General features: G+C 34.4%; 20 protein-coding genes and 1 pseudogene. 7 read left to right on the top strand and 14 right to left on the bottom strand.

Translation table 11 applies throughout. The features are described 5' to 3' along the window. Window positions 1–538 (bottom strand): hypothetical protein (locus RT037_RS13015; protein WP_313032085.1); only part of this gene is annotated, 538 nt, incomplete at its 3' end. A gap of 120 nt (window positions 539–658) precedes the next feature. Between RT037_RS13015 and RT037_RS13010 the strand changes: the two genes are divergently transcribed. The 7 genes from RT037_RS13010 (at window position 659) to RT037_RS12980 (ending at window position 6076) form a co-directional block, all read left to right on the top strand. After that, on the top strand, window positions 659–2287 hold the full coding sequence (locus RT037_RS13010; protein ID WP_313032081.1) for an acyl-CoA carboxylase subunit beta: 1629 nt from the start codon (window positions 659–661) through the stop codon (window positions 2285–2287). Window positions 2288–2426: 139 nt separating this feature from the next. Beyond that, complete coding sequence (locus RT037_RS13005; RefSeq protein ID WP_313032079.1) at window positions 2427–2693, top strand: DUF2089 family protein; 267 nt, start codon at window positions 2427–2429, stop codon at window positions 2691–2693. A 3-nt stretch (window positions 2694–2696) separates the two neighbouring features. After that, window positions 2697–3281, top strand: a complete 585-nt coding sequence (locus tag RT037_RS13000) for a hypothetical protein (RefSeq protein WP_313032076.1) — start codon at window positions 2697–2699, stop codon at window positions 3279–3281. Between the two features lie 10 nt (window positions 3282–3291). Next, window positions 3292–4647, top strand: a complete 1356-nt coding sequence (locus RT037_RS12995) for an alpha/beta hydrolase (RefSeq protein WP_313032073.1) — start codon at window positions 3292–3294, stop codon at window positions 4645–4647. 37 nt (window positions 4648–4684) lie between these two features. Continuing rightward, window positions 4685–5347 (top strand): HAD family phosphatase, encoded by a 663-nt coding sequence (locus tag RT037_RS12990; protein WP_313032070.1) that lies wholly within the window; start codon window positions 4685–4687, stop codon window positions 5345–5347. 174 nt (window positions 5348–5521) lie between these two features. Continuing rightward, a complete protein-coding gene (locus RT037_RS12985) occupies window positions 5522–5677 on the top strand; it encodes a hypothetical protein (RefSeq protein WP_313032068.1) in 156 nt (51 codons plus the stop codon). Between the two features lie 222 nt (window positions 5678–5899). After that, window positions 5900–6076 carry a hypothetical protein gene (locus RT037_RS12980; RefSeq protein ID WP_313032065.1) on the top strand — a complete coding sequence of 59 codons (177 nt, stop codon included), beginning with the start codon at window positions 5900–5902 and terminating at the stop codon, window positions 6074–6076. Between the two features lie 36 nt (window positions 6077–6112). Here the strand turns inward: RT037_RS12980 and RT037_RS12975 are convergent, their stop codons facing one another. From RT037_RS12975 to lptB, 13 genes and pseudogenes are all read right to left on the bottom strand, one after another. After that, complete coding sequence (locus RT037_RS12975) at window positions 6113–7504, bottom strand: arginine decarboxylase (protein WP_313032062.1); 1392 nt, start codon at window positions 7502–7504, stop codon at window positions 6113–6115. A gap of 90 nt (window positions 7505–7594) precedes the next feature. Continuing rightward, complete coding sequence (locus RT037_RS12970; protein WP_312322521.1) at window positions 7595–8209, bottom strand: thiamine diphosphokinase; 615 nt, start codon at window positions 8207–8209, stop codon at window positions 7595–7597. Between the two features lie 45 nt (window positions 8210–8254). Beyond that, complete coding sequence (locus RT037_RS12965; RefSeq protein ID WP_313032061.1) at window positions 8255–8833, bottom strand: cob(I)yrinic acid a,c-diamide adenosyltransferase; 579 nt, start codon at window positions 8831–8833, stop codon at window positions 8255–8257. A gap of 115 nt (window positions 8834–8948) precedes the next feature. After that, window positions 8949–9533, bottom strand: coding sequence for a hypothetical protein (locus RT037_RS12960; protein WP_313032059.1), 585 nt, complete (start codon window positions 9531–9533; stop codon window positions 8949–8951). A 174-nt stretch (window positions 9534–9707) separates the two neighbouring features. Further along, the gene (locus tag RT037_RS12955; RefSeq protein WP_313032087.1) at window positions 9708–11438 is read right to left on the bottom strand and encodes an ABC transporter ATP-binding protein; all 1731 of its coding nucleotides are present in this window, start codon (window positions 11436–11438) and stop codon (window positions 9708–9710) included. A 276-nt stretch (window positions 11439–11714) separates the two neighbouring features. Further along, window positions 11715–12134 carry a DUF6691 family protein gene (locus RT037_RS12950; RefSeq protein WP_312322524.1) on the bottom strand — a complete coding sequence of 140 codons (420 nt, stop codon included), beginning with the start codon at window positions 12132–12134 and terminating at the stop codon, window positions 11715–11717. An 80-nt stretch (window positions 12135–12214) separates the two neighbouring features. After that, complete coding sequence (locus RT037_RS12945) at window positions 12215–12778, bottom strand: YeeE/YedE thiosulfate transporter family protein (RefSeq protein ID WP_312322525.1); 564 nt, start codon at window positions 12776–12778, stop codon at window positions 12215–12217. 99 nt (window positions 12779–12877) lie between these two features. Continuing rightward, complete coding sequence (locus tag RT037_RS12940) at window positions 12878–13522, bottom strand: methyltransferase domain-containing protein (protein WP_313032055.1); 645 nt, start codon at window positions 13520–13522, stop codon at window positions 12878–12880. A gap of 238 nt (window positions 13523–13760) precedes the next feature. Next, window positions 13761–14081 (bottom strand): rhodanese-like domain-containing protein, encoded by a 321-nt coding sequence (locus RT037_RS12935; protein ID WP_313032053.1) that lies wholly within the window; start codon window positions 14079–14081, stop codon window positions 13761–13763. Beyond that, window positions 14078–15490 (bottom strand): MBL fold metallo-hydrolase, encoded by a 1413-nt coding sequence (locus RT037_RS12930; protein WP_313032051.1) that lies wholly within the window; start codon window positions 15488–15490, stop codon window positions 14078–14080. Before RT037_RS12930 ends, RT037_RS12935 begins: the two co-directional genes overlap by 4 nt. 232 nt (window positions 15491–15722) lie before the next feature. After that, window positions 15723–16514 (bottom strand): sulfite exporter TauE/SafE family protein, encoded by a 792-nt coding sequence (locus RT037_RS12925; protein WP_313032049.1) that lies wholly within the window; start codon window positions 16512–16514, stop codon window positions 15723–15725. 169 nt (window positions 16515–16683) lie between these two features. Next, window positions 16684–17307: a Crp/Fnr family transcriptional regulator gene (locus RT037_RS12920; protein WP_312322530.1), complete on the bottom strand. Its 624-nt coding sequence runs from the start codon at window positions 17305–17307 to the stop codon at window positions 16684–16686. 337 nt (window positions 17308–17644) lie between these two features. Continuing rightward, a pseudogene (gene lptB, locus RT037_RS12915) lies at window positions 17645–18370 on the bottom strand (LPS export ABC transporter ATP-binding protein); the annotation flags it as partial. Between the last annotated feature and the right edge of the window lie 120 nt (window positions 18371–18490).

Genomic DNA, 18490 nt, shown 5'->3' with positions numbered 1-18490 from the left:
AAAAAAATAATACTTTTACAAAAACAAAAGTTGCACTAGCAATTTGAGACCACCCTTCATTTTTAAGTTGCAAAATAACATAACCAATACAAAAACTAATAAACATTAATTTCATAAAAATTACGGCGTAAGCATTATAGTTGTTTATAGTAATGTTTTCGTGACCTAAAATAGTCATGGCAAAAAAAGAAAGACTCAACGTCCCAAGTACGATAACTAAAGTTTTTAAAACGCTCGAAGTACTAAATAAATCGTAAAAAATTTTGCAAAAAATAATAACAAAAGTACAGTTGACAAAATCAATATAATTATCCGAAATCGAAACTGAATTCCCTTCAGGTGGAAAAAACACTGATTCAATAACACTCTTCAACGTATGCACGCCACTTATTAAGCTGAAAATCCCAAGCAGTCTAAGGTTAAGTTTATCAGAAGAGTTGCTTTTTCGCAATGAGTAGAAAAAGGCCAAAATCAATAAAATCCCGATTACAAAACTTGTAACATTATATGCGCCGATAGAAAATTGCAAAAAGTCCATTTAAGACATGATTATTAGTTTTCAAAAATAGTTTTTTTCTTAAAAATGAGATTATCAAAGATCAAATTTTGTCCGTATCTATAAAAACAAGTATTTTTAGACTCTAAGAAAAATTACAAAATGGATTTAGAATTCAACAAGCGTGAAGATCAAAACAAACTGAAACTTTCAGAAATAAATAGACTTTATAACCAAATAAAAAAAGGCGGCGGCGACAAAGCTTTACAAAAGCAACACGATCAAGGCAAATTAACTGCCCGCGAACGTATCGACTATCTTCTTGACAAAAACTCCGACAGCATCGAAGTTGGCGCTTTTGCAGGATTCGACATGTACGAAGAGCATGGCGGATGTCCATCTGGTGGCGTGGTTGTGGTTATTGGATATGTTTCTGGAAAGCAATGTATTGTTGTTGCGAATGATGCAACGGTAAAAGCTGGCGCTTGGTTCCCAATTACTGGTAAGAAAAATCTACGTGCACAAGAAATCGCTATGGAGAATAGACTTCCGATCATCTATTTAGTAGATTCTGCAGGTGTATATCTTCCAATGCAAGATGAAATTTTCCCTGATAAAGAAATGTTCGGGCGTATTTTCCGAAACAATGCTAAAATGAGTTCCGCAGGAATCGTTCAGATTTCTGCGATTATGGGAAGTTGTGTTGCTGGAGGCGCTTACCTACCAATTATGAGTGACGAAGCGATGATTGTTGATGGGACAGGAAGTATTTTTCTTGCAGGAAGTTATCTTGTGAAAGCAGCCATCGGTGAATCTATCGACAACGAAACTTTAGGCGGTGCAACGACACATTGTTCTATTTCTGGTGTTACAGATTACAAAGCTAAAGATGATAAAGATGCATTAGATCGTATCAAAACGATTATGAAATCTATTGGCGGTTACAACAAAGCTGGATTTGACCGTATCGAAAGCGGACCACCAAAAGAAAATCCAGAACAAATTTTCGGAATAATGCCTGTTGGTCGTTCAGAACAATATGATACTTTTGATATTATTAAATGTCTTGTTGACAATTCTGAATATGAAGAGTACAAACCAGATTACGGAAAAAGCATCGTATGTTGTACAGCTCGTATCGATGGCTGGAGTGTTGGTATCGTTGCTAACCAAAGAAAACTTGTAAAAAGCGGAAAAGGCGAAATGCAATTCGGTGGTGTGATTTATTCGGATTCCGCTGACAAGGCAACACGTTTTATTGCAAATTGTAACCAAAGAAAAATTCCATTGGTTTTCTTGCAAGACGTAACAGGCTTCATGGTTGGTTCTAAATCCGAGCATGGTGGTATCATCAAAGACGGTGCAAAAATGGTAAATGCGGTTTCAAATTCTGTTGTTCCGAAATTCACAATTATTACGGGTAATTCTTATGGTGCTGGTAATTATGCAATGTGTGGAAAGGCTTACGATCCGAGATTAATTGTGGCTTGGCCTTGGGCGGAGCTTGCAGTAATGGGCGGTCAACAAGCAGGAACTGTTTTATTACAAATTCAAGAATCTGCGCTTAAAAAACAAGGCAAACAAATAACCGAAGAAGAACGTAAAGAGATTTTGGATAAAATCGTTGCCAACTATAAAAAACAAATCGATCCAAAATATGCTGCAGCAAGACTTTGGACAGACGCCATTATCAATCCTGTTGACACTAGAAAATGGATAAGCATGGGTATCGAAGCTGCGGATCATGCACCAATTACAGAGAAATTTAATCTTGGCGTTATTCAAGTTTGATAAATTAAAAATCATTAAAAGCCTTTCATTATGAGAGGCTTTTTTTATGGCTAGATTTAAATAAAATTTATTCATACTTAAAATATTTTTAAACTTTATTAAAATAATTTTTAACTTTATCAAAAATAATTTTAAAATAATGAAACTTCCAATCTTTTGTCCAAGCTGCGAATCAACGCTGCGTGTCAGCCAAATGACTTGCGGATCCTGCAGCACTGTGGTCAATGGAAACTATGACTTACCTCTTTACTTAAAGCTAAACCGAGACGAGCAAGATTTCATCCTAGAATTTTTTCTAAACAGTGGTAGCATCAAAGAAATGGCAAAACAAGCAGGACTCTCCTACCCGACCATGCGCAACAAAATGGACGACCTCATCGAAAAAATAAAAAACCTAAAATCATAACCTATGTACTGGACATATATTTTTAATCCGCTTGCCAAGATATTATCAAAAGCCTTTATGCTAATTGGTCTTATATCTGGCGTTATTGGTTCGTTTATTTCACAATTTTATTTTACAATTTATGATGGGCTAATCGATGCGCACACATATTATTTGTTGACTTATGCACAAGCCATTACAGCCAATATGATTACTATTATTTTGCCTTGTATTTTGCTTTTTATTTTAGGACGAATCATCAATCCAAAAACCAGAATGATCGATATTCTTAATACCTCTTTTCTGTATAGGATTCCGATCTATGTTTTTCCGTTCTTTACAAATCTTCCCGCAATGAAAAGTATAGAAGCGAAAATAAATGATCCATCAATCGGCATTAGAAATATTCAATTTTCTCCTGACGAAACTGGCACAATTGTTTGGGTTTCCATTCTTAGTATTGCTTTAATAACCTATGCAATTACTTTAATGTTTTTCGGTTTTAAAACTGCAACTAACGCTAAGAAAACCTGGCATTATATAGCTTTCGCTGGTGTTTTTATTATTGGTGAAATTTTAAGTAAAATCATTATTCGTTCAATATTATAAAATTCAAATCATGAAAAAATTAGTTTTCACATTCAGTTTTTTGTTGTTAAATGTTATGATTTTTGCACAAACTATTATCGGAAGTTGGCAAGGCGAACTAGAATTTTCAGGGCAAAAACTTCCATTAATTTTTAATCTTAGTGGTACTCCAGAAAACTTAATAGCAACAATGGATAGTCCAAAGCAAGGTGCAAAAGGTATTCCTCTAGAAAAAGCAAGTTTTATTAACAACCAACTAAATCTAATTTCAAAAAAACTAAACATCACTTATCTCGGTATTTTTAAAGACAATAAAATCACTGGAAAGTTTATGCAGAGCGGCTTAAGCTTTGATCTGATATTGACACCATATTCAGGAAATGAAAATGCAGTTCTCGATAGACCACAAACACCAAAACCTCCCTTCGATTATTTCACCGAAAATATTAGTTTTAAAAACCCAAAAGACGGCAACAATTTAGCTGGAACTATTAGTTTACCGAAGGATGAAAAAAATTTTACAATGGTAATTTTAATAACAGGTTCTGGCGCTCAAAACCGAGATGGGGAAATTGCTGGCCACAAACCTTTCGCTGTTATCGCAGATGATTTTGCTAAAAAAGGAATCGGAACATTAAGACTTGATGATCGCGGTATCGGCGAATCCTCGGTTGGTTCTCGCAACGACACATCTGCCAACTTCGCAGGAGACATTGATGCCGCTGTAGATTTTTTATTAAAACGTGGTTACAAAAATATAGGTTTGGTCGGTCATAGTGAAGGTGGTATGATTGCACCAATGGTCGCGATTAAAAATCCAAATGTAGAATTTATTGTTTCTCTTGCTGGTCCTGGCGTTGCGATTAATCAATTGTTGTACCAACAAAACGAAGATATTCTGAAACAAGCTGGACTTCCCGAAGATATTGTAAAAAAAGATTTGGACCAGAAAAAAGCGATGTTTGATTACATTGCAAACTATCAAGGCAGAAATATTACTGCTGACTTTTCTGATTTTTTGACGAAAACATTTCCTAATTTAAATCCACAAGAAAAATCTGCATATTCTCAACTAACACAACCTTGGATGGCTTATTTCCTTCAATACAAACCTGCAGAAAACTGGTCTAAAATCAATATCCCCGTATTAGCGCTTAACGGAGGTTTAGATTTACAAGTTTCTGCGAATTCAAATCTTGAAGCCATTAAAATGGCTTTGACTAAAGCTGGTAACAAAAATTTTAAAACTGAAGAAATTGCTGGTCTTAATCATCTTTTCCAAACGGCTAAAACGGGAAGTGTTGACGAATACGGAGAAATTACCGAAACTATTTCACCGAAAATGTTAGATATAGTTTCGAATTGGATTTTAGGCTTAAAAAATTAATTTTCAGTACTTTTGCAATTAGTAAAATGAAAGAAAAATGAGTCTAAAAGCCGTATTATTTGATATGGATGGTGTTATCGTAGACACCGAACCACTGCACAGAAAAGCCTATTTCGGGATGTTCAAACATTATGGTATGTATGTCAGCGAAGAGTTATTCAAAACTTTTACAGGTCGCACAACAGATAGCGTTTGTTTAGAATTAATTGATAAATACAATCTCGACGCCCAAAAGGAAGAATTGGTAAAAAAGAAAAGAGAAATCTTTAAAGAACTTTTTGACAACGATCCAGAATTTGATTTACTTCCTGGTGTAAGAAGTTTAATCCAACATTATTTTGACAACAACATCAAATTAGTTTTAGCGTCATCGGCTTCTAACACGACCATTGAAATGGTTTTTAATAAATTTGAATTAGATCCATTTTTCATTGGAAAAATTAGTGGCGCAGATCTTAAGGAGTCAAAACCTCATCCAGAAATATTTCTTCGCGCTGCCGAAATCGCCAACGAACCGATTGAACATTGTATGGTGATTGAAGATTCAACCAACGGAATTTTGGCATCTCATCGCGCTGGTATTTTTTGTGCCGCTTACAAAAGCGAACATACTTTGGGGCAAGATTATACATTAGCCAATACTTTAGTTGACAATTATAAAGAATTGGAACTGTCTAAAATTGCTCAACATTTCAACTAAAAATAAACAAAAATTTAGATTTATAAAGCATATATCGGAAGAATTTAATTTAAACAAAATAAAATATTCTTAATATAAACCTAAACATATCTATCAAACATTAAACTTTAACACTACAATCCATTGACAATCAGTTATATTTTTGTATCTTAGGAATAACCAAATTCCAAAGTCATGTATGTAGATAGAAAAATTTTAGAAGAGAAAAATGATAAAGAATTAGAGCTTTACATTTCTCCCAACGATCGGTATGTTTCAAAATCGATTGAATATGCTTTTAATATTTTAAAAAATAGGGGACGCCGATTTAGCCTTCAAGAGGAAGAATAAATTCGACATCTTATTAATGATAAGAAAAGAACGGAGGAAATCCATATCCACGAAAATCATATAAAAGCTGGGAATCTCGTTTATCTTTCTGGCGCAATCGGGATAGGAATTTTTATTTGGAAGTTCGACCAATTACCACATCCAGCATATAATGTCATTCCATTTTTAGCTTTAGTAGTCATTTTTGCGATGGGATATCTTATGCAAAAAGGTGTCGATTGGATGAGATTTATTTTATTAGGATTTGTCGTCGTCGGGACTTTAGCAATGCCTATTGTTGTGATGAATATTCTTAAGGATCCCATCTTAACAATAGCTAACGCGATACAAGGTGTTTTACAAATTTGGGCTTTAGTCTTAATGTACAAAATCCCAGAAAATTGCAGAAATAAAGATTAAAAAAAGGCAGGAAAAATATTCCTGCCTTTTATATTTTTAGTAACCTAAAAGTTTCAGTACATCTTGCGGCTGTTGCGCTTCCTGAAAGACTTCATAGGTAAAATTACCTTCATCATCTTGATTAATCAAAATATGTTTTGGCTGTGGAATCAAACAATGATGTACACCGCCGTAACCACTGATCGTATCTTGATAAGCTCCAGTATGGAAGAAACCTATATATAAAGGCTTTGTATCGTTATATACTGGCAAGTAAATCGCGTTGGTATGTTGCTCTGAATTGTAATAATCATCAGAATCGCAAGTCAATCCACCAAGAAAAACTCTCTCGTAAGTATCATCCCAACGGTTAAGCGGAAGCATGATAAAGTGACGAGAAATCGCCCAAGTATCTGGCAAAGTGGTCATGAAAGACGAGTCAATCATGTTCCATTTTTCTCTATCATTTTGACGCTTTTGTGATACGATTCTGTAAAGCGTAGCGCCACTTTCACCTACTGTAAAACTACCAAATTCGGTATAGATATTTGGTGCTTCAACGCCTTCCTCTTCACAGAATTTTTTAATTTGAGAAACGATTTCATCAATCATATATTGATAATCGTAATCAAAATTCAAAGATGTTTTAATCGGGAAACCGCCACCAATATTTAATGAATCAACTTCTGGCGCAATCTTCTTAAGACGAGCATAAACACGAAGACACTTGTATAATTCGTTCCAATAATACGAGGTATCTTTAATACCAGTATTAATGAAGAAGTGCAACATTTTTAGTCTCGCATTCGGGTGTTCAGCGATTTTTTGACTGTAATAAGGGATGATGTCGCGGTAACCAATTCCTAATCGAGAAGTATAAAATTCGAACTTCGGTTCTTCCTCCGACGCAATACGAATCCCAATATTAAAGGTTGTATCAATACTTTCTGTAAGTTTATCCAACTCACGATAATTATCCAAAATCGGTGTGATATTTTCAAAACCAGAATTGATCATATCCGAAATCTTCATCAAATAATCATCGGTTTTAAAACCATTACAAATCACTTCGATACTTTTATCAAACTTTCCTTTGTCATGCAGACTTTTAACAATATCCATGTCAAATGCAGAAGAGGTCTCGATAGAAATATCATTCTTGATTGCTTCCTCTATCACAAATGCAAAATGGCTCGACTTTGTGCAATAACAATAACGATAGTTTTTTTGATAATCGTGTTTTTCAAAAGCTTCTTTGAACCAAGCTTTTGCACGTTGGATATTTTGAGAAATTTTCGGAAGATAATTGAGTTTTAAAGGGGTTCCGTACTTTTCGACAACCTCCATCAAAGGAATATCGTGAAAGGTCAACTTATTCTCCTCAACATTGAATTCTTGTGTTGGAAAATAAAGGGTCTGATCAATTAACTCCGAATATTTTATTTTCATTTCTTAAATCCTGATTTTACAAATTATAGAAGTACAAAATTAAATAAAAAAAGATGCCAAATGCACCTTTTAATATTTTTTATGATAAACTTAATGTCCAACAAAAATTAGAAGATTTCCTTTTTCATATTTTATCGTAACCACATCATTTTCAGCAATATTACGCGTCCCGATGCGTTCACCTATTTTTAAGTTTTCTTTGTAAAGTGGCCACTTCAATCCTTTTGTCGTAATACTTTCGGCTTTTGGAAACGGAAAAAGTGAAATCATCTTGCCTTGAACACCAGAAATTTCAAAATTTTTCGGAATAAAATAATAACTGGAAAACTCATCAAAAAACTGAATTTTCATTTTTGATTTCATAAAATCGGCAACGCTTAAATTTCCTAAAAAATGATCCATTTCGGCGCCGCTTCCACCGTAAACATCAACATTTTCAATTCCTTTTTCAAGGATAATTTTTAAAGCTTTTTGGAAATCGGTTTTGTTTTGATCGGGCGTTTCTATGAATTTGTCGTCAACCAAATCTAATCGCTCATGCGAATCAAAATCGCCAGAAATAAAATCTAATTTTGAAACAATTTCAGAATCAAATTTTAAAAGATAATTCAACGCTCCATCTGTACACGCCACCAAATCGTATTTAGAAAAATCAACTAATTTTTTCGGTGGTTCTCCATTTATATAAAGCAATGCTTTCTTCATTCGATAAGCTAATTTAACTTCAGAATTTTCATTTATGAATCTAAACTAAGTTCTGTCACTTGGATTCCAATATTCTTCTGGCTCGTTTTCGATTTTTGAAATATATCTTGATAACACAAAAAGATAATCTGAAAGACGATTCAAATATTTTATCAATTCTGGACGAACTTCTTCGGATTCATTCAAGAAAACCATACTTCTTTCTGCTCTTCTGCAAACGGTTCTTGCTACGTGAAAATGCGTTGCCGCTTTTCCGCCTCCAGGTAAAATAAAATATTGAAGTGGTTCCAATTCTTCTTCGAAAGCATCAATCCAATTTTCCAATTCTTCAATTTCTTTTTCAGAAATCACCAAAGGTAAACGTGCTTTTCCGTTTGCTAAAAACAATTTATCAATTGGCGTTGCAGCCTCAGAACCCACTGTAAACAAGTCAAATTGAATTTTCTTCAATTGTTCTAAAACTCTAGAATCTGTAACATAAGATTTGGCAACTCCAATAAAAGCGTTGAGTTCATCGATGTTTCCGTAAGATTCTACACGCGAGCTCGCTTTAGAAATTCTTGTTCCACCGTACAAACCAGTTTCGCCTTTGTCGCCTGTTTTTGTATATACTTTGAATGTCATATTTATAGAATTAAAACCTAAAAATACGGTTTTTTATCGCACTTTTAGGCTTCAAATAATTTAATTTGATGAAAATTAAATCTATGTTTTATTATAATAAAAGCAACTTAAATTTTTAGGAAACCTCCACAAATTGGTAAATCACGCTTGTTTTTGGATTAAAAATAATCGTTGATTTATTTGGAAAGCGCTTTATTCTGTAGAATTCTATTGATTTGTCGGTTTTAATTTCATTTAAAAAATTGGTATCTAAAACACCATCTGGAATAAATTTCTCGAAGAAACTTAGTTGGTCAATAAACTTTTGACCATCGATTTTTTGAGCTTCTTTATCAGACTTTCCTTCGTCGGCTGTTGGTTGAGCCGCCATTAATTGCAATAATTCAGTTCTGTCGGCTTTGTATTTTAAGAAATAAGCTGGACTTCCATTCGGAAATTTCATTTTTTTGCCTTTAAAATCGGAAACAATATCCGTTTTTGCATTTGGAAAAACCTCTTGAAAACTTACGTTTTGCGAATTAGTAACCGAATTTATCGTTTCATTCACGGCTTTATCCATGGTTTCTTTTACTTGCTCTTGGGCTTTTTGCTTTACAGTTTCTGTGGCTTGGTCGATGCTTTCGTTGATTTTTTCTTCAACTTTATTACAAGAACTCAATGTTAAAGCTAAAATTAAAGTAATAGCGATATATTTTTTCATTCTTTTATAAAATTTTGAAATCTACATTCAACAATTAACTTGCCAGGATTTTCTATAAAAAAACGAACTACCATTTAATCATTTGGGAATTCTTATTACAGAAAAAGGGTACATTTAGAGTAACACACCTATAATTCAAAATTCAGGTTCTACCTTTTTCAAATTTCAAATTAACTATTCCTCATCTTTATACGTTTTCACCAATAAATCGAGGTTCAAACTTCGCGCTGAAGCATCAAAAATTTCTTTGTAAGTTCCGTCTAAATGATATAATTCATCATGGTTTCCATGTTCTACCACTCGACCCTTTTTCATGACATAAATCGCATCCGAATCGATAATTTGTGACAACGAATGAGAAATAATAACCACTGTTCGTCCTTTTTTAATAGCATCCAAAGAGTTTTTAATTTGTTCCGTTGCAATCGCATCCAAACTTGCCGTTGGTTCGTCTAAGAAAATAATTGGCGGATTTTTCAAAAACAATCTTGCAATGGCAATTCTCTGTTGTTGACCGCCAGAAAGTTGCGTCGCATCATGCTGATAAGCCAATGGCAAATCCAAAACCTGTTCATGCAAATAAGCTTTTTTCGCTGCTGCTTCTACTTCTTCAAAACCGGCGTTCATGTCGCCATAACGAATATTATCTTCAATACTTCCTTTAAAAATATGATTTTTTTGAAGCACCAAACCAATATCATCCCTTAAAAAAGTATTGTCGTAATCGTTTAAATCCACATTATCCAACTTAATATTACCAGAATCTGGAAGATAAAATTTACACAACAAATTAATCACAGTTGATTTCCCAGCGCCTGAAAGTCCGACCAATGCTGTGGTTTTACCATATTCAATTAACATACTGACATCAAAAAGTGCTTGCGTTCCGTTGGGATAAGAAAAATATACATTTCGAAGCTCAAAAGTTCCTTTTATTTCCTTTTCAACAAAAGTTCCACTCGGTTCTTCCTCGTCATCGGCATTTAAAATATCAAAATAACCTTCCGCATAAATCATCGCATCATTCATATCATCATAAATCCTATGAAGCTGACGAATAGGCGAAGAAACGTTGTTGAACAACATAATATGCAACATAATTGCACCAATCGTCATCTGCTGATCGAGAACCAAATAAACAGTCAAAAGTATAATTAAAACAACGCCAATTTGCTCGATAAAAGTTTTTAATCCATCATAGAAAAAATTCGTTTTACGCGTGTACAACTGGCTTTCCATAAGTTGCATTTGGAGGTCGTATTGTTTTTTACCTTCAAATTTTTCTCGAACAAAACTTTTAATCACCAAAATTGAATTGATGAGATTGAGCAAACCCGAAGTTTTTTCTTCACGTTGATTTCTCAATGTTCGTCGGACTCCAGAAAGTTTTTTAGCTTGTAAATTGCTCACCCAAAAATAAATCGGAACAATAATCGTAGAAACCAAACCGACATACGCATTCTGCATGTACATCACGATTAACGCAATAATCGATGTCGTAAAAAGTGGTAAAATATCGATAAAAAAGTTTTGCACGAGCTTTGTTAAACTTTCAATTCCTCTATCGATGCGGGTTTGAAGCTTTCCAGATTCGTGGTTTTCGTCATTAAAATAGGAAACCTTATAGGTCAGAATTTTATCAATCGCTCGTTGTGCAAGCTCTGAACTAACATTAATTCTAATTTTTTCACCATAAAATTTCTGTCCGAAATTGATAAAAATGTTCAAAATTTCCTTCACCAAAAGAATAATCGAAATAACGACCAAAATATGAATTCCTTCCTGCATAGGATTTGGTAAGTCAATCAATTTTTGAACCTCATCAACGGTATATTTCAGGACAATTGGGTTGACTTGCGCCGCCAAAGCGCCCAACAAAGTAAGAAGCAGCGTCCAAAAAATCATCAAACGATAAGGCTTAATGAAAGGTTGAAGCTGCTTAAATATTCCATAGATAGTAATGGTTCGGTTGAAAGGATTTTTCATATTTCAATTTGCGAACCATAAATGTAGGAAAAATATGAGTCAGACGATACGAGTTTCGGTTTTTAAGGTTTAAGGTTAAGCATGTCATAAACTTCTAAGATTGATAAAACCCGCAAATTCTACCTCGTAACTCAAAACTCGCATCACGAGCCTCGTAACTCGCAACTCATAATTCATAATTCATAACTCGTATCTCTAATGCGGCAACTTTTCACGGAATTTACCATAAACCCAAGTTCCGAAAATTGCTGAAAGTAGCGTCACCGTTACGACCAAAGCGCCAGTTCCGATTTGCGCAAACAATGGTCCTGGACAAGCGCCTGTAATCGCCCATCCAAATCCAAAGATTAAACCGCCATAAATTTGACCTTTGTTGAATTTTTTGTCAGCGATTTTTATGGGTTCGCCATCCAAAGATTTGATTTTGAATTTTTTGATTAACCAAACCGATAACATTCCCGTTACAACGGCACTTCCGATAACACCGTACATGTGAAAAGATTGCAAACGGAACATTTCCTGAATTCTAAACCAACTGATGAGTTCGGCTTTTGTGATGACGATTCCGAAGAATATTCCGGCTATTAAAAATTTTATATAATCTAATGTTTTCATTTTTTAAATTTTAATTTGAATTGCAAGTTTTGAGTTTTAAATTTAAGATTTAACGTTCTTAAATCTTTCTTCTAGGCTCTTTACAATGATAAAATCCACGGCATTACAAAATTAGCAACGATGAATCCACCCAACATAAAACAAATGGTTGCAACCAACGATGGCCATTGCAAATTTGACAATCCCATGATGGAATGTCCACTCGTACAACCGCCCGCGTAACGCGTTCCGAAGCCTACTAAAAACCCACCAACGACGAATAAAAAGAAACCTTTTAATGAAAATAAAGTTTCCCAATTCATAAAATCGGATGGAATTAAACTTGAAAAATCTGTAATTCCGTAAGCTGCTAATTCTGTTTTTAGATTCGGATTTACATCGACTGGTTGCCCATTAGAAAGGAAATTAAAAGCGATAAAACCGCCAATTAAAATTCCGAAAACAAAAACTAAATTCCAGATTTCGCTTTTCCAGTTGTATTTAAAAAACGGAATATTCGATGGTGCGCAAGACGCACAAATATGTCTTAACGACGACGAAATTCCAAAAGTTTTGTTACCCAAAATAAGCAACATTGGGACTGTAAGTCCGATCAAAGGTCCCGCAACGTACCATGGCCACGGATTTTTTATAAGTTCTAACATTTTTTTTTAGATTTTAGATGCTAGAACCAAGAATCAAGATTTGAGATATTTTTTCATATCACTTCTTGGCTCTTGGCTCTTGATTCTTGATTCTTGATTCTATTTTTTTATAACTTCTAGCTCAACAAAGACTTCGCTGCCTTTTCTTGGTGGAATTGAATTATAACATTCTTCCATTTTTTTTATTTTGAAATAAGCTTCAAAAATGAGTTTGTATTCGCATGGACAACCACCAAACGGAGGACCTTGATGTTCGAAAACCGCATCAAACATAACGCCTACAATTTTTCCATTTGGTTGTAAAAGTTCAGCGGACTTTTTCGCATAATCTTGTCGCATTGATGGCGGAATTGCGCAGAAAAAAGTTTGCTCCAACATCAAATCGTATTCGCCTTTATGCTCAAAAAAGTCACCTAAAATCACTTTTATTTGAGGATCATTCCTGAATTTACTTTGCAAAATTTCGACAGCTTTAGGCGCAATATCGATGAGTGTAATGTTTTGAAAACCGTTCTTTAAAAGATATTCGGCTTCGTAAGCATTTCCGCAACCAGGAATTAAAATCGAGATATTTTTATCCTTAATTTTGTCCATGTAGTCGGTGATTGCAGTTGATGCATAGCCAACATCCCAAGCCGTTTCTTGATTTTCCCAGCGGGTGTCCCAATATTTTTTGTCTAAAGGAAGGTCGCATTGCGTTACGCAACATTTTAGGTCTTGATTTTTATTTTCTTCTGTATTCATTTTTCTAGTTTACAATGTGTCGCAAGGACGGAATTTATTTCAAATTTAAAGTTGATGTATAATAATTAAAGATAAATCTATATTTTCATCAGATTTCTTTTATCCTTAAGGTCATTTCGAGTAGCGAAGCGTATCGAGAAATCTCTTTCAAAAAAGTTCTCGATATGATTTTTTCAAAATCTACTCGAACTGACGGTAAAGCGGTGACATTATTCTCTAATAAATCAATGTTTCAAAATCAATTCGTCGTTAATTTTTTCATGTTTTGTAAAGAACCTCCATTAAAAACATTCTCAAATCCAGCTTGTTTTAAAATTGATTGTGCTTGTTTGCTACGCATTCCACTTCTGCAAAAAATCACAATATTTCTTTTATTCTTCAACTTGTTTATTTGATTTGAAATTTCATTTAACGGAATATTCACCGCATTTTTTATACTTCCTGAAGCAAATTCTACTTTGGAACGAACATCGATTAAAGTTGCTCCATTCTTGATAGCTTCCGTCAGCTTTTCTGAATCTTCGGAACCAAAAATCTTTTTTAGAAAATCAATAATCATAATTGCATTTTTTTAGATGGACAAACAAAATCAGTTTTTGGAATTTCCGTTTTTGAAATGGCATTAAAACCGCCTTCAACTTCCGAAAAATTACGATAACCACGCGCTTGAAGAATACTTGCAGCCATCATACTTCTGTAACCTCCCGCACAATGAATGTAAAAAGGCTCGCCAGAATCTACATCATTTATCCAATCATTAATATACGCCAAAGGTCTGCTGTAAGCATTTTGCACGTGTTCTGCTTCGAACTCGCTTTCTTTACGAACGTCTAATATTTTAATATCTTCATAATATTCTGAACTAAATTGTTCGGCAGAAATTCTGTTAACGGTATCGATTTCTTTTCCTGAATTTTTCCAAGTTTCAAAACCATTTTCAAGATGGCCTAAAATATGATCAAAACCCACACGACTCAATCTGGTAACAGCTTCTTCTTCATTTCCTTTATCGGTTACTAACAAAATCGGTTGTCGAACATCTCTCACCAAAGCACCAACCCAAGGCGCAAAATCACCATTCAGACCAATATTTATCGACTGCGGAATAAATCCTTTTGCAAAATCTGCCGCCGAACGAGTGTCCAAAATCAAAGCTTCTGAACTCTCTGCAATGTCTTCAAATTCTTCGGCTGACAAAGCTTTTAAACCATTATTTAAAACTTCGTCAAAATTTTCGTAACCTTTTTTGTTCATCGCAACATTCATCCCAAAATAAGCTGGCGGAGGCAACAAACCTTCGGTAACTGCTTTAATGAAAGCTTCTTTGTTAGGTTGATTTAACGCATAATTAGTCTTTTTTTGATTTCCTAAAGTGTCAACCGTTTCTTTTTGCATATTCTTACCACAAGCGGAACCCGCACCATGAGCTGGATACACCGTAATATCATCCGACAAAGGCATAATTTTGTTTTGCAAAGAATCATAAAGCAAACCTGCCAAATCTTCCTGCGACATATTTGCGGCTTTTTGAGCTAAATCTGGGCGACCAACATCACCCAAAAACAAAGTATCTCCCGAGAAAATAGCGGTTTCTTTTCCGTTTTCATCAATTAAAAGATAAGTGCTGCTTTCCATGGTGTGACCAGGCGTGTGAAGAACTTTAATCTTGATATTTCCGATCTCGAAAACTTGTCCGTCTTCAGCAATAATTGCTTCAAAAACTGGATTTGCTGTTGGTCCGTACACAATTTTCGCTTCTGTTTTTTGACTTAAGTCAACGTGACCGCTAACGAAATCCGCATGAAAATGCGTTTCGAAAATGTACTTTAAAGTCACATTATCTTTTTGCAATCTTTCGATATAAGGTTGGGTTTCACGAAGTGGGTCAATAATCGCAGCTTCGCCGTTGGAAACTATATAATAAGCGCCCTGCGCTAAACATCCTGTATAAATTTGTTCTATTTTCATATTCTTTAATTTAGTTGTACAAAGTTCTTACTATTTAAAATCTTACACCGCTACTTTTGTTACATAGGAAGGTTTTGGTTGTTGGTTATTGGTTATTAGTTGTTAGTTGATGGTTGTCAGTTGTCAGTTGTCGATTTTGGGTTCTTGATTCTTGTCTCTTGCCTCTTAATCAAAACTGATTCATAATTCATAATTCATAATTCATAATTCATAATTCATAATTCATAATTCATTACAAAAACATTTCCTTTATAATTACAAAAATTCCCATTATCAAAACAAACCATCCGAAAGCGGGTTTTAGTTTTTTACCATCAATATTTTTTGATAAACGAGCACCAATTATAATTCCGAGAATTGCTAATCCAGAAATGATCATTAAAAATGTCCAATTAATTTCGTCGAAATGCTCATAAGAGGCTAAAAATCCGAATGCAGAATTAATTGCAATAATTAATAAAGAAGTTCCAATTGCTTTTTTCATGGGTGTTTTTAATAATCCAACCAAAGCTGGAATAATTAAAAACCCGCCTCCAGCTCCTACAAATCCAGTAATTACACCAACCATTAATCCTTCAAAAATCACTAATGGATAATTGTATTTTTGATTAGTTGGCAAAATTTCATGCTTATCTTTTTTTATCATTTTAAAGGATGCCACCAACATTAAAACTGCAAAAACCAACATCAGGAACATGCTTTTCGAAACGTGAAAATCTCCAATTTGGAATAATGTATTTGGAATTTGAGGAAGAATGAAATGTCTTGACAAGTAAACACCAACAATAGACGGCAAACCGAAAGTGATTACGGTTTTTAAATCGATTAAATTATTTTTAAAATAACTGGTTGAGCCCACCAAACTTGTTGCACCAACCACAAAAAGCGAATATGTTGTTGCTAAAACGGCATCCACTTGGAATAAATACACCAAAACCGGAACGGTTAAAATACTTCCGCCACCGCCAATTAATCCGAGTGAAATTCCTATTAAAATTGATGCTAAAAATCCTGCTATCTCCATTTCCTATCTTATGATGATGCAAAATTGGGATAATCGAAGAAGTTGTACAGCTACTTTTGTTACAGAGCCCTTAGCTATTTAACATTAAATGATTGAAAAGATTGAAAAGATTGAAAGATTAAAATTTTACATACATCACAACTAACTTCTAATTTCTAACCTCTAATTTTTAAAGTAAAGTAATTTTGTTACGACCAAGTTGAACTTCGCCGTTTTCTTCAAGTTGTTTTAGAAGTCGGGAAACCACGACACGAGCGGTTCCTAGTTCATTGGCGAGTTGTTCGTGGGTAACATTTAACGTGTTGGATTGCGTGAGTTCAGCTTTTTTTTCGAGAAGGTTTAGTAAACGTTCATCTACTTTTTTAAAAGCAATTTCGTTGATGATGCCCAACAATTCTTCAAATCTTTTATGATACAATTTGAAAATATAATCGAGCCACTCAGGATGTTCTTTTATAAACTCCGAAACCTTGGTAACAGGAAGGAAAAGAATCTCCGCGTCTTCCTCGATTTCGGCTTTCACTTTGCTGGTTTCGTTGTGCATTCCGCCCAAAAAAGACATGATACAAGATTCGCCAGCTTTTATGTAATACAAAAGAATTTCGCGGCCGTCTTCCTCCGTACGAACGACCTTCATTGCGCCTTTTGTAACAATAGGAATCGCTCGAATGCTAGAATTTTCGTCCACAATTACATCTCCAGCTTGATATTCTTTGCTAACGCTGTATTTATAAAGCTTTTCAAGAAGTTTTGGCGTGGATTGAAACTCTTGTTTTAATTCTGGACTATCCATTTTATTGTTGACTATCGAAAGTTGTAAGGTATTTTAATCTTGTGTTAGAAAGCTGTTCTGCGTTTCGGGCAACTTCTTCATAACTTTGATTGGACTTCAATTCAGTTTTTTGAAGAACGAAAGAATTATGTGCGTTTTTATCAACAACATCTGAGAAAATAAATTCAATTTCGGAATTTGCTAAAGATGCAAAGCTAATATCTTCGAAACCATAAAGCAATTTTAAATCTTTGGTTGCAGGATAAAACTCATCTACATAAGCTTGGAATTCATTTTTTGAATCGAAATCTCCAGCCCAAATATTATAAACATAATGCTTTTTCGTTGATTTATTTAGAATATCTTGATACACGAAGTTTTCACCCAAATAAGCTTCTCGAACTTGTGGGTCGTTCGCCAAATCCTCCGGAAGACCTTCTTTCAGGATTCTTCCTTCAAACATAATGTAAGTTTTATGTGTAATCGCTAAAGTCTGTTGAACATTGTGGTCGGTAATTAAAATCCCGATGTTTTTGTCCACCAAACTGCGGACAATCTTCTGAATATCTTCAACCGCAATCGGGTCAACTCCCGCAAATGGTTCATCGAGAAGAATAAAGTTGGGACTTGTCGCCAAACATCTTGCAATTTCGGTTCTACGACGCTCTCCACCAGAAAGTAAGTCACCACGGTTTTTGCGAACGTGATGAAGCGAAAATTCTTCAATCAGTTCATCACATTTCATTTGTTGCTGCTTTTTCGAAAGATTTGTCAACTGCAAAACGCCCATCAAATTATCTTCAACAGACAATTTCCTAAAAATAGAAGCTTCTTGCGCCAAATATCCGATGCCTTTTTGGGCACGACGGTACATCGCATCGTTGGTAATTTCTTGTTTATCGAGGAAAATTTTACCAGAAGTAGGCTTCACCAAACCTACAATCATGTAGAAAGAAGTGGTTTTTCCGGCTCCGTTTGGACCTAACAAACCGACAATTTCACCTTGTTGAACCTGCACAGAAACTCCTTTTACAACTTTCTTTGGTCCGTATTCTTTAATTAAATTTTCTCCTCGTAAAATCATAGCGACAAAGATAATTATTTTTTGAATCTAAATTAGTTTTAGGATTTTACTTCTTTGCAGATTTTATAGCCCCGATGTTCTATGTTAATCTGCAAATTTTTCAGGTTAAAATTTTTAATT

This window comes from Soonwooa sp. (assembly GCF_032062245.1).
In the GTDB taxonomy this organism is placed as follows: domain Bacteria; phylum Bacteroidota; class Bacteroidia; order Flavobacteriales; family Weeksellaceae; genus Soonwooa.
The sequence above is the reverse complement of the archived record's forward strand: the minus strand, read 5'-3'. Positions and strand labels throughout refer to the sequence as shown.

Excerpts from the sequence above, each read along its gene's own strand:
- RT037_RS13010 (WP_313032081.1), top strand. The coding sequence starts at position 659 with ATGGATTTAGAATTCAACAAGCGTGAAGATCAAAACAAACTGAAACTT.
- RT037_RS13005 (WP_313032079.1), top strand. The coding sequence starts at position 2,427 with ATGAAACTTCCAATCTTTTGTCCAAGCTGCGAATCAACGCTGCGTGTC.
- RT037_RS13000 (WP_313032076.1), top strand. The coding sequence starts at position 2,697 with ATGTACTGGACATATATTTTTAATCCGCTTGCCAAGATATTATCAAAA.
- RT037_RS12995 (WP_313032073.1), top strand. The coding sequence starts at position 3,292 with ATGAAAAAATTAGTTTTCACATTCAGTTTTTTGTTGTTAAATGTTATG.
- RT037_RS12990 (WP_313032070.1), top strand. The coding sequence starts at position 4,685 with ATGAGTCTAAAAGCCGTATTATTTGATATGGATGGTGTTATCGTAGAC.
- RT037_RS12985 (WP_313032068.1), top strand. The coding sequence starts at position 5,522 with ATGTATGTAGATAGAAAAATTTTAGAAGAGAAAAATGATAAAGAATTA.
- RT037_RS12980 (WP_313032065.1), top strand. The coding sequence starts at position 5,900 with ATGAGATTTATTTTATTAGGATTTGTCGTCGTCGGGACTTTAGCAATG.
- RT037_RS12975 (WP_313032062.1), bottom strand. The coding sequence starts at position 7,504 with ATGAAAATAAAATATTCGGAGTTAATTGATCAGACCCTTTATTTTCCA.
- RT037_RS12970 (WP_312322521.1), bottom strand. The coding sequence starts at position 8,209 with ATGAAGAAAGCATTGCTTTATATAAATGGAGAACCACCGAAAAAATTA.
- RT037_RS12965 (WP_313032061.1), bottom strand. The coding sequence starts at position 8,833 with ATGACATTCAAAGTATATACAAAAACAGGCGACAAAGGCGAAACTGGT.
- RT037_RS12960 (WP_313032059.1), bottom strand. The coding sequence starts at position 9,533 with ATGAAAAAATATATCGCTATTACTTTAATTTTAGCTTTAACATTGAGT.
- RT037_RS12955 (WP_313032087.1), bottom strand. The coding sequence starts at position 11,438 with ATGATTTTTTGGACGCTGCTTCTTACTTTGTTGGGCGCTTTGGCGGCG.
- RT037_RS12950 (WP_312322524.1), bottom strand. The coding sequence starts at position 12,134 with ATGAAAACATTAGATTATATAAAATTTTTAATAGCCGGAATATTCTTC.
- RT037_RS12945 (WP_312322525.1), bottom strand. The coding sequence starts at position 12,778 with ATGTTAGAACTTATAAAAAATCCGTGGCCATGGTACGTTGCGGGACCT.
- RT037_RS12940 (WP_313032055.1), bottom strand. The coding sequence starts at position 13,522 with ATGAATACAGAAGAAAATAAAAATCAAGACCTAAAATGTTGCGTAACG.
- RT037_RS12935 (WP_313032053.1), bottom strand. The coding sequence starts at position 14,081 with ATGATTATTGATTTTCTAAAAAAGATTTTTGGTTCCGAAGATTCAGAA.
- RT037_RS12930 (WP_313032051.1), bottom strand. The coding sequence starts at position 15,490 with ATGAAAATAGAACAAATTTATACAGGATGTTTAGCGCAGGGCGCTTAT.
- RT037_RS12925 (WP_313032049.1), bottom strand. The coding sequence starts at position 16,514 with ATGGAGATAGCAGGATTTTTAGCATCAATTTTAATAGGAATTTCACTC.
- RT037_RS12920 (WP_312322530.1), bottom strand. The coding sequence starts at position 17,307 with ATGGATAGTCCAGAATTAAAACAAGAGTTTCAATCCACGCCAAAACTT.